Raw genomic sequence first — 13544 nt, 5'->3', positions numbered from 1 at the left:
GGTGGCGTTCGTGCGCTACGGCGGAATCAGGTTCGGGTCTAACCATCGATTCCGCAGAGATTCCGCAGGAGAGCCATCGACGCCCAACGGCCACCGCCATTCACCATAGGGCACATCGCCTCTGACCTGCACTTTCATGAGGAACCGGCATCAACCGCTTATCGCTCGGGCGTTCGAGCTCTACTACGACATCTGAGCCGGCGCTTTCCAGCGCCTTTCAGTAGTCAGCGAAAGCGCCGACTGAACTGCGGAGACTCATTTCAGTGTCTTCGAGCTTCGGTCGGCGCTTTCGGCATTTCGTGCCCATGGCGCGCACATGGTCGAGTACTCAGTCACTGTGGCCAAACCAGGGTCGGAATGAAGGTCGCCCTCGCGTCGCCTGAGCAGCAGAACCAAGGAAGGCACCATGTCTTTCGCATACGGCCCGGCAGGCCTGCGTACCCACGCGGCGCATAAGCCCTATGCAGGTCTGGTCTTGGACGCTGCTGCGTAACGGGCATCAGGGTGGATGGCAATCGGGCTGCGTTGGATGGCCTGCGGCGCTCTGGAGGAGTTCCATGATGTCTACCCGTTTCGGTGCACCAGGCTTGTGCGCGGCCCTCGTCGCAGCCTGCATCACGCTCGTGCCGTCGAGCTCCCTGGCCGCCGTGGCGGGAACGCCTGTGCCCGGCGACCCCTTGACCGGCGACGGCGCGGTGGTGCGCTCCGTGCTGACCGTCGGCGATCTCGCCTCTGCGGCACCGACGGCAACAGTGGCCGATAGCGCCTTCGCCCTCCCCGCAAAGGCGGCGCCTCCGTCTCACGAGTTCCAAGGATCGCTGACGCTCAACGGCCTCGCCACCGCTGGAGGCATCTCGGTGATCCGCGACCCGTACCGATACAGGTCGATCGCGACCGCGCGGCACCTGCCGGAGATGACACTGTCCTTCGTCCAGAACGGCAGTCACTTGATCCCAGCGAAGCGCGGCCTTCAGATAACCGGCAATCCGAGCTGGAACTACATCGTGAGCCCCGGACGAGCCTGGGACGAGAATGGTGACGGCGGTAAGACGCGAGCCGCATTCCCGTTCGCCCTGGTGGAGCGGAACGCGAACTGCGTGCACAACGGGGTGATGACCTTCCTCTTCGACGGCTCGACGAACTCGCAGGTCCGCTATCAGATCACGCAGGAGACCTGCGAGTACTTCAAGTTCGACATGTGGGGCCAGGTGGGCGCAACCTACGACCGTACGCCGGTCGCCGACGCGGCTGGCATCGCCGGCCGTTACGCGACCGAGGTCGGCGACCGCATCCCGGTCAAGCCGATCGCCGCGCTTGCGACCGACTACCCGAACGCCGGCATCGATGTCAGCAAGTTCGGCTCCGGCGTCACTGCGGCGCACATGAGCACGTACGGGTTCTACTTCGGCGGCACCAACTACGTCGCATCCTGCGGCACCCGAAAAGGCACGTATCCGTTCTGCGGTCAGATGGTTCTGCCGTCGTACTCGACCGCGAAGACGATGCTCGGGACTGTGGCGATGGCACGGCTCGCACAGCGCTATGGGACCGGAGTCCCGAACGAGAGAATCTCGAGCCACGTCGCGGAAGCAGCAGGGCAGTCCTGGAGGGGCGTCACGTTCGACAATGCCGCCGACATGGCGACCGGCAACTACATCCGGGCCGGCTACGAGCTCGACGAGGGCAGCGCGACGATGGCGGACTTCTTCGCGGCCGAGCAGTACTCCGAGAAGATGGACATCGCCGCGAACGGATACCTGCGCAAGGCCACGCCGGGGACCAAGTGGGTCTACCACACGTCTGACACCTTCCTGCTCGGGCGCGCGCAACAGCAGTACCTGAATGCTCAGGACGGGGCCACGGCCGACATCTTCAACATGGTCCGCGACGATGTCCTCAAGCCGATCAAGACCTCGCCGGAGACATGGACAAGCGTCCGAACGGACAACTCTTCGACGGGCCAAGCGTTCGGCGGATACGGGATGTTCTGGACACAGGACAACATCGCCAAGGTGGCGCGTCTGCTCAACAACGACGGCGGAAAGTCGCCGGCAGGTACTCAGCTGCTGGCATCGTCAGTCCTGGCCTCGAGCATGCAGCAGGACTCTTCGGATCGTGGGCTCCCGACCGGAACCGGACTCACGTACAACAACAACGTCTGGGCCAAGCAGTTCACCGCCTCGGACGACCCGAGCTACATCTCGCCGTTCTACGTGCCGTTCATGTCCGGGTTCGGCGGCATCACCGTCGCGATGATGCCGAACGGTGGGACGTACTACTACTTCAGCGACGGCAACGAGTTCGCATGGAGCGCGGCCGTGAAGGAATCCAGCAAACTGGCGCCCATGGCCGACTAGCCCGAGAGACGGTGACCGTCGCTCTGCGCCACTGTTCGTCACCTCAGGTATCTGATGCGAGCGGGGCTCGGTCCTCATCCGAGCCCCGTCCGTACCGGCGGGCAGCGAACTGCCGAAGGGAGCGGACGGTCGCGTCGATCTCGCTGGCCGCATAGTGATCCTGATCCCACACGGCATACAGGGTGACGGTCAGCGGATCGCCGTTGACCAAGACCTGGGCTCCGGACAGACCGTAACGTGGGTCGTCCGAGGTCACACACACGCCCCGGCCGGCCGCTGCCAATGCCTGGCCCAGCCGTGGGATGTGGGTCTGGGAGACCGCGTTATAGCTCAGTCCGAGCCGTGCGGCCGCCGCGTCGAAGGTGCGACGGACCGCGTGCCCCACGTGCAGGTGGACCAGAGGCATCTCGACCAGATCGACGATGTCGATCGCGGACTCGTCGAAGAGTTCATGGCCGGCCGGCACCTGTGCCCAGACGTCGACCTCGATCAAGACGTCGGCGTGGAGCCGGTGTGTAGGCACCGAACTACCCAGGCCGAAGTCGGCGTCGCCACGCATGACCGCGTCGTAGACGTCTGCCGGTGCGCTCTCGACAACGTCTGCGACCGAGACATGGCCCCCTGATGCGATGAACGGCGCGACGATGTCGTTGATCGTCGTCGCCGGAGCAGCCACGACGAGATCTGGGTCGGTGCCCGTCGCGATGGCACCGGCCATCGTCTCTGCCTGTGCTGCCCGAGCGACCAGATCGCGGGCGATCGGCACGAACTCACGCCCAGCCGCGGTGAGCGCGAGCCGTCGATCGATCCGGCTGAACAGGGTCAGGTTCAGATCGGTCTCGAGACGACGTAACTGTCGCGACAGCGCCGGTTGCGCAACGAACAGGACCTTTGACGCCGCGGTGACAGACCCCATGTCCACGATCGCGAGGAAGTACCTCAGCAGTCGAAGATCCATCATGCCTCCCAGGCATATCAAATGAGCTTTTCAAGTATTGGACTGTATGTGACGAGGCTCTCAGAATGGCGGTTACCAAAGTCCTGCACAAGTGCACAAGGGAGTTAACGTGAAACACCGTCGAATCGCCGCCTCTGTGATGGCCGCGGCGAGCTTGATCTTTGTGGCCGCATGCTCTGGCGGAGGGTCGGCCGCCAACGGTGGCGACGCAAGCACGGATGTCCTCACCGTCGCCTCGTCGGCCTCCGTCACGACTTGGGACCCGGTCAAGTCCTTCTCGACCGAGGCCACCTACATGGGCAACATGTACGAGCCGCTGATCTGGAAGAACCCGGCCGGAAGCGACGAGGAGTACACCCCGGCACTCGCGACCGAGTGGAGCTCGTCCGAAGACGGGCTCACCTGGACCTTCAAGATCCGCGACGGTGTCAAGTTCCACACCGGCGAGGCCGTCGACGCCGCGGCGGTGAAGGCGAGCCTCGATGCTGCCCGTGATCACGCTGGGGCGTCGTTCATCTGGACCCCGGTCAAGCAGATCCTGGCTCCGAGCGAGGACGAGGTCGTCATCAAGCTCAGCTACGCCGCGCCTGTGGACCTGATCGTGTCGTCTACCTACGGTGCCTGGATCGTCGCCCCGTCAGCACTCGATGCCGTCGAGAAGGACGAGAAGTACTACGAGTCCGGGGTCGACGCCGGCACGGGCCCGTACACCCTGGACTCCTACAAGCCGGGTGAGAGGGTCGTCCTCAAGAGGTTTGAGGACTACTGGAACACCCAGGACGCTGCCACCTACGAGACCGTCGACGTCGCGATCACGTCCGATGCGGTGACAGCCCAGCAGATGCTCACCGCCGGCGAGGTGCAGTACTCCACGCAGATCCCGCTGGAGAACGTCGACACGTTCGAGAACGATCCGGCCTTCAACGTCGAGGTGTCGAAGTCGCCGTTCAACTTCTTGGCGTTCTTCAACACCACCCGGCCGCCGCTCGATGACCCGAAGGTCCGCCAGGCCCTGTCCTACGCGATCCCCTACGACGACATCATCGAGGTCGGCGCCAAGGGATACGGGTCGCAGAGCCGTGGCCCGGTCCCGGACGGCATCTTCCCCTTCTCCAGCGACGTACCGCAGTACAAGCAGGACATCGCCAAGGCACAGGCCCTGCTGGCCGAGGCCGGCCACCCCGACGGGTTCGACCTCACTTTGACCTTTGCCTCCGAGAACGCCGCCGAGAAGAGGTTCGTCCCACTGATCAAGGACGCGTTCGCGAAGGTCGGCGTCGAACTCGAGGTCAAGAGCCAGCTCTTCAACCAGCAATGGGAGGACGCCAAGGCGAACCCCGCCGAAGCGCAGGACATCTTCGTTCTCTATTACTGGCCGACTTACAGCGACGCGGGCTCGGACAACCTCTACTCGCTGTTCCGCTCGTCGAAGGATCCGTACTTCAACCTGAGCTACTGGAAGAACACCGAGTACGACAAGCTGATCGACGACGCCGCGAAGCTCACCGCAACGGATCGCGAGAAGGCACAGGCGATGTACGAGGACGCGATGGGCGTGCTCTACGAACAGGCGCCAGGCGTGTTCCTCTACGACGCTCAGACCGTGTCGGTCGTTCCCAAGGGCCTGGATGCCCCGGTCGCGAACGAGAACTACCCGTTCACGACCTTCTTCGCGAAGTTCAAGCCGGCGAGCTGAGCGCGAGACACACACCATGCCACTCTTCATCGCGAAACGGCTGCTTGCCGCCGGCGCTGTGATGCTCACCATCACGTGCCTCACCTTCGTTCTCGCTCGCGTCGTGCCGTCCAACCCGGCCGTCGTGTACGCGGGGCCGAAGGCCACGTCCGAGACCCTCGATCAGATCAGGACACGGCTCGGGCTCGACGATCCGCTGCCCGTGCAGTTCATCGACTTTCTCGGGCGCGTCATCACCGGTGACTTCGGCAACTCACTGGCGACCAAGCAGCCGGTCCTGCCCGACCTCGCCTCACGACTCCCAGCGACGCTCGAACTGATCGCCGCAGCAATGTCCATCGCAACGGTCCTAGGGATCGCGCTCGGCGTCCTGGCCGCCCGTCGTCAGAGCGGGGTGCTTGACGGGATCATCCGCTTCCTGTCGATCGGCGGCGTGTCGATGCCGGCGTTCTGGCTGGGCCTGTTGCTGCAGGTCGTCTTCGTCGGACGACTGGGGATCCTTCCGGCCACCGGCCAGTTCAGTACGACGATGGCGTACTCGAACCCCGTTGATCCGATCACCCACTTCGCGCTGATCGACTGTGTGCTCACCGGCAACTGGGCGGCCCTCCAAGACGGCCTTGCCCACCTGATCCTCCCGGCGATCACCCTCGCCGCGTACCCGCTCGGCCTGATCGCGCGGATGACGCGGGCATCGATGCTGGAAGCGCTTGACCAGGACTACACGCTGACCGCTCGGGCTTACGGGCTGAGTCGACGCAGCATCGTCTGGAAGCTCACGTTGAAGAACGCACTGTCCTCCCCACTGACGGTCATCGGACTCTCGATCGCCTACATGCTGACAGGCACCTTCTTCGTCGAGGTGGTCTTCAACTGGCCCGGCATCGGTCAGTACGCCACACAGGCGATGTTGGCCGTCGACTACCCGGTGATCATGGCGGTCACGCTCCTCGGAGCCGCCGGCTATCTGATCTCCAACCTCGTCGTCGACCTGTTACAGGCCGAGATCGACCCCAGAACGCGGAGCTGACCATGACAGAGATCCTCATCGAACCGGCGACCGCCCTGGCCGAACCGCCACCCACCAGGCAGTCCCTTGTACGCACCCTCACCCGCGATCGCCTCGCGCTGGTCGGCCTGATCTTGGTCGTCGGCCTCATCCTGATCGCCATCCTCGCGCCATGGCTCGCGCCCTACCCGGACCAAGGACGGGGTGCTGCCAACGTCGTGGACGCGAACCTCGCTCCCAGCCTGACCCACCCGTTCGGCACCGACGACCTCGGGCGCGACATGCTCAGCCGCATCCTGATGGGGGCACGACCGGCACTGCTCATCTCGGTCTCCGTCGTCGCCGCCGCGGCTGCGATCGGAGTGCCGCTCGGCGCCATCGCCGGATACCGCGGAGGATGGCTCGACAGCGTACTCATGCGCGTCACCGAGATCTTCCAGTCCTTTCCTCCGCTGCTGCTGGCAATGGTCGTCGTCGCCCTTCTGGGACCGGACCTCAAGAACGCCGCCCTGGCGCTGGTGGTGTCGTGGTGGCCTTGGTACGCACGACTGGTGCGGGCAGAGGCGAAGTCTCTACGTGAACGTCCTTTCGTCGCGGCGGCAGAGGCGATCGGAGTGCCGACCTGGACCATCCTGCGACGGCACATCATGAAGAACTCCCTGACACCGGTGCTGGTCCAAGCCACGGTCGACGTCGGGACGGTTGTCCTCGCAGCCGGCTCATTGGCGTTCATCGGCCTCGGAGCGCAACCACCGGCGCCCGACTGGGGCCTGATGGTCGCCGAGGGACGTAGCCAGATCTTCACGTCGTGGTGGGTCTCCACCTTCGCCGGACTGGCGATCTTCGTGACCGTGCTCGCGTTCAACCTCCTCGGGGACTCGCTGCGTGACATTCTCGACCCACGGAGGCACAGCCGATGAGCACCGCCCTGCTTCATGTCCGAGACCTGTCGATCGAGTTCGTCGAACGCAGACGCGTCACCAATCGCCCCGTCCGCGGCGCCGAGTTCGAGATCGGACGCGGAGAGGTGCTCGGCATCGTTGGCGAGACCGGCTGCGGGAAGTCGATCACGGCCCATGCCATTCTCGGAACCCTGCCACCCCAGGCCCGTACGTCGGGTCAGGTGTTCTTCGACGGGGAAGACCAGCTCACCCTGACGGAGAAGAAGCGCGCGCTCGCGCGTGGCGACGTCATCTCCATCGTGTTCCAGAACCCCGGGACCGCGTTCAATCCCGTGTTCAAACTGGGCCACCAGCTCCGCATGGTGCTGAAGAGGCACCGAGGGATCACGGGTGAGGAGGCGGCGGAGGCAATCATCGAACGACTCCGCGATGTGGGCCTGACTGACACCGACCGGGTGATGAAGTCCTACCCGCACGAGCTCTCCGGCGGGATGCTCCAGCGGGTCATGATCGCGATGGCGCTGTTGTGCGAACCCAAGCTACTGATCTTGGACGAACCTACGACGGCGCTGGATGTCACAGTCGCCCGGCAGATCCTGCTGCTGATCCTCGAGCTGCAGCGAAGCATCGGATTCAGCGTCCTGCTGATCACGCACGACCTTGGCGTCGTCAAGGCCACCTGCGACCGCATCGCCGTCTTCTACGCCGGGCGCGTGGCCGAGACTGGGCCGACCGACATCGTGCTCAAGGAGCCGAAGCATCCCTACACCCAGGGCCTTATCGGAGCGCTTCCACGTCGCTCGGAGCATCGGCTCGTGTCGATTCCCGGACAGGTTCCGGCGAACCTTCTGAGCGTTCAAGGTTGCGCGTTCGCCGACCGATGCTTCGCCGTCATCGACGAGTGCCGCGCCTGCGATCCCGACCTGCGTCCGATCTCGCCAGAGCACGAGGTGGCCTGCCACCGTGGAGGTGAACTATGAGTCCGCTCGTCTCAACCGATGACCTCGTCTGTCGGTTCACGTCCCGACGCTCATCATTTCTTGCACTGGACCACGTCTCGGTGACCGTCGAACAGGGGACGTCGTTGGGCGTGGTCGGAGAGTCCGGCGCCGGCAAGACCACGCTGATCAGGTGTCTGCTCGGGCTCCAGCAACCAAGCGAGGGCACGGTCACCTTCGATGGATCCGACATCGGCGCGATGACGGCCAAGCAACGACGCGCAATGCGGCGCCGCGTCGGCATGGTGTTCCAGAACCCGGTGATGGCGTTGAACCCGCGTATGACCGTCGAGGAGTCAGTGGCCGAACCCCTGCGGCTGCACACCAGGCTTCGCGGCGTCGACCTGCGCAAGCGCGTCGGGACCGCGTTGGAATCCGTCGGACTCGCTGAGGCGCACCGCTCCCGGTTGCCGCACCAGATCTCCGGCGGACAGTGCCAGCGCGTCGGGATAGCCCGGGCACTCGTCACCGATCCGGAACTGGTGATTCTCGATGAACCGACCTCCGCGCTGGACGTCTCGGTACAGGCGCAGATCCTCAACCTGCTCACCGACCTGAAGGCCGAGCACGACCTGACCTTCGTCATGGTCTCGCACTCGATCGACGTGGTGCGCTACCTGTCCGATCGAGTGGTCGTCATGCTTCAGGGCCGCGTCGTCGAGGAGGGCCTCGCCGGCGAGGTCCTCACGGAGCCCCGGCACGAGTACACCCGCAACCTGGTCGCAGCCAGCCCAACCATCGAGAGCGACAGCCTTCGCATCGCGCTCTCGAGCCGAGAGGAAGTAGTCAGTTGAGCACCCCATCCGGATCCGATCTGGACCGTACGCCAGGCCCCGGCGAGGTCAACCTCAGCAATTGGCAGGACCCGCCGTGGAACAGGTGGGGCTTCGGCCATCTCAGCGAGATCGTCCCAACTGCGGTGGTCTCGCGGGTGGCGCCGGCCGACCAGGTACCCGCGAGGCCCCTCGCAGCCGCCAGCGAGGCGGCATTCCAGGAGGCTGTGAGGACGACGGCCGCCCAGTCCGTAGTCGTGCTTCACCGCGGAGCCCTCGTCGGGGAGTGGTATGGCCCCGGTATGGCGCCGACATCGCGGCACGCACTGATGTCAGTGTCGAAGAGCCTGTGCGGACTGGTGGTCGGCCAGCTGATCGACGAAGGTCTTGTCGAAGAGCAGTCGGAGATCGGACGGGTGGTGCCGCGCCTGAAGCGATCCGCGTACGGTAGCGCAACCATCAGGGAGGCCTTGGACATGCAGGTCGCCGTCGAGTACGACGAGACGTACCACGACCCGACCGCGCATGTCGCCCAACAGGACCGCGTCGCCGGGTGGCGCCCCGCGCGCCCAGACGACCCGGCCGACACCTACGAGTTCCTGACGTCGCTACGGTCGGCAGGTCACCACGGCGAGCGCCTCCAGTACTGCTCGGCGACGACCGACGTCCTGGCATGGGTGGCCGAGGCGGTCACCGGCGAGCGCTACCACGACGTGCTCTCCACCCGACTGTGGTCGCGGTTGCCGACCCAGGACGACGCAGGGATCACCGTCGACCGTGGAGGCTTCGCGTTCGCCAACGGAGGATTCGTATGCACGACTCGCGACCTGGCACGGCTCGGCCAACTCGTCCTCGACCGGGGAGCCGTGAACGGCCAACAGGTCGTACCACGTTCATTCGTCGAGGACATCCTGGCCGGCGGGGACACCAAGGCCGCCAATGGCTCGCATTTCCATACCGTGTACCCCCGCGGCAGCTACCGCAGCCAGTGGTGGATCACAGGCGACGACCACGGCACCATCTACGGTGCCGGGATCCACGGACAGTACCTCTGGATCGACCCCACGGACGAGGTCGTCGTCGCCAAGTTCGGCGCCCACCCGCGGGCTCTTTCGGCCGACGCCCTATCCGCCAACAGCGCCTTCATGCGCTGGCTGGTCGCCCGGCACCGATAACAGAGCACGCGAGGTCGTTGCACCCGCGGCGGGCACGGCATGCGATTGATCGGGCGCTTCCAGCGTCTGTCAGCGTCTGCTGAAAGCGGTGGCTGACCTGAGAGAACGCCTTTCGACGTCCTTTCAGCTTCAGCCACCGCTTTCGTTGTCCTGTGGGTCTGGACCGCCCGGCCGCACCACCCGCGTCCGCGTCGTCTGGTCAACAACCGGGCAACAGCGCCCGCCTGGAGGGCGGATCTCGCGTAATCTCGCCCGGTGCCAATCTTCGCGAACCTGGCCGGCGCATCTCGGGCACGCCGCTCCGCCCTCGTCCTCGTTCTCCCTCTCGTCGCCGCTGTTGCGCTGGCGGCGGCCGCCGTGGTGGTGGTCAGCCCCGGCAACGCCGCCACCGCCACGACGATCAAGCGGTGGGAGACCCGGCTGGCCGGCCTCGGCTGCAACGTCGGCCGCGTCGACGGCCGCGTCGACGCCCACACCCGCACGGCCGTCGTACGATTCCAGACCCGCCACCGCCTGAGCCCGAGCGGTCAGTTCACGACCACCACGCGGACACGGCTGATGGCGGCGACGGCGAAGCGGTGCGACGTACGGCCGGTGCCGGCGAGCACTGGGTCCGGACGCCGCATCGTGATCAGCCAGCGACAGGACTGGGTCTGGCTGGTGCGCGCCGACGGGTCCATCCGCGCGCAGGGCGGGATGATCGACGCGGAATGGCTGGACAAGCAGTGGTACACCACCGGCTCCTACTGCGGCCGACCGGCGCGCGGCAACCCACGTACGAACTACAGCGGCACGCAGTGGCTCTACCACTTCGTCCGGTTCGCGCCCTGCGGCGTCGCCTTCCACCGGGTGCCGGTGAGCATGCGAACGGGTCGTCAGATCCACCCGAACTGGTATCTCGGCACCGACGAGAAGACCTCCGACGGCTGCATCCGCCTCAGCGCCACGATGGCGGCTGAGGTCTGGGACTTCACCAAGGTCAAGACCCGCGTACGCGTGGTGTGAGCTCGACTGACGCTCCGACCCGGAACCTGTCCCGCGCCGCACCGGCTCAGGGTGCAACACATGTTCCCGTTGGCGCGTCATGAAGGCACATATCGCCCGGACTCGGAGGGTTCACATGAAGAAGCTCGTCGTCTTCCTTCTCATCGGCGCGCTCGCACCCGTGTTGGGGCCGGTCCTCAGCGCCCAGGCGCTGCCGCCCGACCTCGTCTGCGACGGCGGCTACCACCACCGGACGTTCCGTCATGTAGTCGTCCCTGACGGCGCCCGCTGCGTGATCACCAGTTCCAGGATCACCGGCAACGTCCGCACCACCGGTGCACCGAGGGTGGTCAGCATCACCGACACGCATGTCGGCCGGAACATCCACGTCCGAAACGTCGTCGAACGCGTCACCATCGGAGCCGCCGGGTGCCGCGTGGACCCGGTCGCCGGACGAAACCTCATGGTCCGCAACTCCCGCAACGTGGCGATCTGCGAGATGTCGATCGCCAACAATCTCGTGGTACGCGACAATCGGGGAACCTTGATGGTCCGGGACAACAAGGCGTGCAACAACCTCCGCGTCGTCGGCAATCAGGTGCGTTCCCTGCGTGTCCTCAGGAACTCCTACGCCGGCAACTTCTCGGTGGCTCGCAACAGCTGGGTGGACCGCAAGATCGTGAGGGACAACGTGGACCTGCACCAGAACCCTGCCGCGTGCCGTCGGAAGTGATTCCCCGCCACCGTCACGACCTCCACGAACGCGATTCCGGGTCCGAGTGTCCTCGCACGTCGGATCAAAATAGGCAAGAACCGCTACCGGCACCCGCTCGACAGCAGCGACAAGGCGATCACCCCGGCGAGCACCTCCGCGACGCCGAACAGGGTGCCGGCGTGCATGGTCCCGAGGTGGTTGGCGTTTCCGTCCATGCCGACCTCGGCCACCACATGGCCCGGTACGGCCCGGGTGATCGTGATCCCCATCTCGCCCATGCGCGGCACCAAGGCGCCGAGTCGGATACCCGGTTCGGGCCGGCCGATCATCTCCGGTAGGAGAGGACGGTCATCATGCCGGCCTCGGCGTGGTAGACGTTGTGGCAGTGCAGGGCCCACTGGCCGGGATTGTCGGCGACGAGGTCGACCTCGAGCGACTGCATGGGCCGTACGATCACGGTGTCCTTGCGAGCGCCACCGTCCACGAGACCGAAGGTGTGTCCGTGGAGGTGCATGGGGTGGAACATCATCGACCGGTTGCGCAGACGCAGCCGCACCCGTTCCCCGCTCGCTACGTCCAGCGGCTCGTGATCGGGGAACGGCGCCCCGTTGATCGTCCACCGATAGCGCATCATCCCACCCGCGATCACCGCGTCGAGACGTCTGTCGACGGGGGCGGGGTCCAGGCGTACGGCCGGATCGGCCGTGAGGTCGCTGCCGAGGACCAACCGGCGGGAGAGCTCGGGAATCGCGGCACCACCGAGCGTCCCCCGGCCGGTGCGGACCACCGCCAGCGCGATGCCCGTCTTGCCCTCGGCCGAGGCCATGAGCGGGAACACCCCGTCTGCGAGGTCGACGGTCACGTCGTACCGCTCGCCCATGCCGATCAGCAGCGCGTCGGTCGTGGTCGGTACGACCGGGAACCCGTCGCTGTGGGTGACGGTGAGGCGGTGGCCGGCGAGCGCGAGCCGGAAGGCGGTGTCGGACCCGGCGTTGACGATCCGCAGCCGGGCCCGCTGTCCCGGCCTGCCCGTCAGCGTGACGGGCGCGTCCGGCGTACGGCCGTTGAGGAGGTAGGTCGGGTAGTCGACGTCCCCGGCGCCACCGAGCACCGGGGAGCGCATCGACCCTCCCATCATCCCGCCGTGGCCCATCCCTGTCGTCGACATCAGGTCGGCGAGGACCTCGTCGGGGGTCCGGCCGGTCCCGTCGACCCAGTCGTCGAGGACGACGACCCACTCCTGGTCGTAGTCGCCGGGGTCCGCGGGATCGTCGACCACGAGCACCCCGTAGAGACCGCGGTCGAGCTGTACGCCGCTGTGCGGGTGGAAGAAGTAGGTGCCGGGATCCGAGGTGGTGAACTCGTAGGTGAAGGGAGCGCCCGGGCGGATCGCCTTCTGGGTGATCCCGGGTACGCCGTCCATGTCGTTGCGCAGCGCCAGACCGTGCCAGTGGACGCTGGTCTCCGCCGGCAGCCGGTTGGTCACCTCGACCCGGAGCAGGTCACCGGCCCTCGTCCGCAGCAGCGGCCCGGGCACCGACTCACCGTAGGACCAGGTCTGGACGGTCCGAGAGCCGAGATCGATGGTGGCGGGCCGAGCGGTCAGGCGCTCGGTGTGCACCCGCTGCCCGGGTGATCGCCGCCGCAGCTCGGCCGCGCGGACCTCGTCCGAGCCCGGACCGATCACCTGGGCAGCCGATGGTCCGCCGCGCTCGTCGGCGCAGGCGGCCAGTGCCCCTCCGGTCATGGCGAGAACCGAGCCCACCAGGACCGCGCGCCGACCGACGGGGCGCGGCGTCATCAGGTGCCGCCTGCCCGGTCGCTGCTGCGATCCCACCACATGACGGGCTCCCTTCGATCCCACGTCCTCCGCCATCCTCCCCCGCCTGACGCGGACCGGCAGGAGCCGTTGGGATGCGCACGGAGGTCCGAAGGTCCCGAGCCCGAAGGACCTTTCGCCGACTTCTCCGATACCCC

The 13544-nt window shown here is 66.2% G+C and carries 12 protein-coding genes; 9 read left to right on the top strand and 3 right to left on the bottom strand.

The genetic code is table 11. From position 1 onward, the window contains the following. Nucleotides 1-461 precede the first annotated feature (461 nt). Nucleotides 462-2357 carry a serine hydrolase family protein gene (locus ABTX24_RS11430; RefSeq protein ID WP_350839636.1) on the top strand — a complete coding sequence of 632 codons (1896 nt, stop codon included), beginning with the start codon at nt 462-464 and terminating at the stop codon, nt 2355-2357. 43 nt (nt 2358-2400) lie between these two features. Here the strand turns inward: ABTX24_RS11430 and ABTX24_RS11425 are convergent, their stop codons facing one another. Then, a complete protein-coding gene (locus ABTX24_RS11425; protein ID WP_350839634.1) occupies nt 2401-3315 on the bottom strand; it encodes a LysR family transcriptional regulator in 915 nt (304 codons plus the stop codon). Between the two features lie 163 nt (nt 3316-3478). On the opposite strand from ABTX24_RS11425, the gene ABTX24_RS11420 reads away from it, so the two are divergent. The 8 genes from ABTX24_RS11420 to ABTX24_RS11385 all read left to right on the top strand — a co-directional run bounded on the left by ABTX24_RS11420 (nt 3479) and on the right by ABTX24_RS11385 (nt 11585). Beyond that, entirely contained in the window at nt 3479-5011 is a 1533-nt protein-coding gene (locus ABTX24_RS11420) for an ABC transporter substrate-binding protein (RefSeq protein ID WP_350839632.1), read from the top strand. 16 nt (nt 5012-5027) lie between these two features. Continuing rightward, nucleotides 5028-6041 (top strand): ABC transporter permease, encoded by a 1014-nt coding sequence (locus ABTX24_RS11415; RefSeq protein WP_350839630.1) that lies wholly within the window; start codon nt 5028-5030, stop codon nt 6039-6041. Nucleotides 6042-6043: 2 nt separating this feature from the next. Continuing rightward, nucleotides 6044-6940 (top strand): ABC transporter permease, encoded by an 897-nt coding sequence (locus ABTX24_RS11410; protein WP_350839628.1) that lies wholly within the window; start codon nt 6044-6046, stop codon nt 6938-6940. Beyond that, nucleotides 6937-7902, top strand: coding sequence for an ABC transporter ATP-binding protein (locus tag ABTX24_RS11405; protein ID WP_350839626.1), 966 nt, complete (start codon nt 6937-6939; stop codon nt 7900-7902). The genes ABTX24_RS11410 and ABTX24_RS11405 overlap by 4 nt, the downstream gene beginning before the upstream one ends. Next, nucleotides 7899-8714, top strand: coding sequence for an ABC transporter ATP-binding protein (locus ABTX24_RS11400; RefSeq protein ID WP_350839624.1), 816 nt, complete (start codon nt 7899-7901; stop codon nt 8712-8714). The genes ABTX24_RS11405 and ABTX24_RS11400 overlap by 4 nt, the downstream gene beginning before the upstream one ends. 125 nt (nt 8715-8839) lie before the next feature. Next, nucleotides 8840-9868 (top strand): serine hydrolase domain-containing protein, encoded by a 1029-nt coding sequence (locus ABTX24_RS11395; protein WP_350839787.1) that lies wholly within the window; start codon nt 8840-8842, stop codon nt 9866-9868. Nucleotides 9869-10123: 255 nt separating this feature from the next. Next, on the top strand, nt 10124-10873 hold the full coding sequence (locus ABTX24_RS11390; RefSeq protein WP_350839622.1) for a L,D-transpeptidase family protein: 750 nt from the start codon (nt 10124-10126) through the stop codon (nt 10871-10873). A 115-nt stretch (nt 10874-10988) separates the two neighbouring features. Next, nucleotides 10989-11585 carry a hypothetical protein gene (locus tag ABTX24_RS11385; RefSeq protein ID WP_350839620.1) on the top strand — a complete coding sequence of 199 codons (597 nt, stop codon included), beginning with the start codon at nt 10989-10991 and terminating at the stop codon, nt 11583-11585. 83 nt (nt 11586-11668) lie between these two features. On the opposite strand, the gene ABTX24_RS11380 is transcribed toward ABTX24_RS11385, so the two are convergent. Further along, nucleotides 11669-11845, bottom strand: a complete 177-nt coding sequence (locus ABTX24_RS11380; protein ID WP_350839618.1) for a DUF4442 domain-containing protein — start codon at nt 11843-11845, stop codon at nt 11669-11671. 47 nt (nt 11846-11892) lie between these two features. Next, entirely contained in the window at nt 11893-13368 is a 1476-nt protein-coding gene (locus ABTX24_RS11375) for a multicopper oxidase family protein (RefSeq protein ID WP_350839617.1), read from the bottom strand. Nucleotides 13369-13544 lie beyond the last annotated feature (176 nt).

Origin of the sequence: Nocardioides sp. NPDC127514 (assembly GCF_040302125.1) — a bacterium.
Taxonomy (GTDB): domain Bacteria; phylum Actinomycetota; class Actinomycetes; order Propionibacteriales; family Nocardioidaceae; genus Nocardioides.
This window is presented reverse-complemented; position numbering and strand designations above follow the sequence as displayed.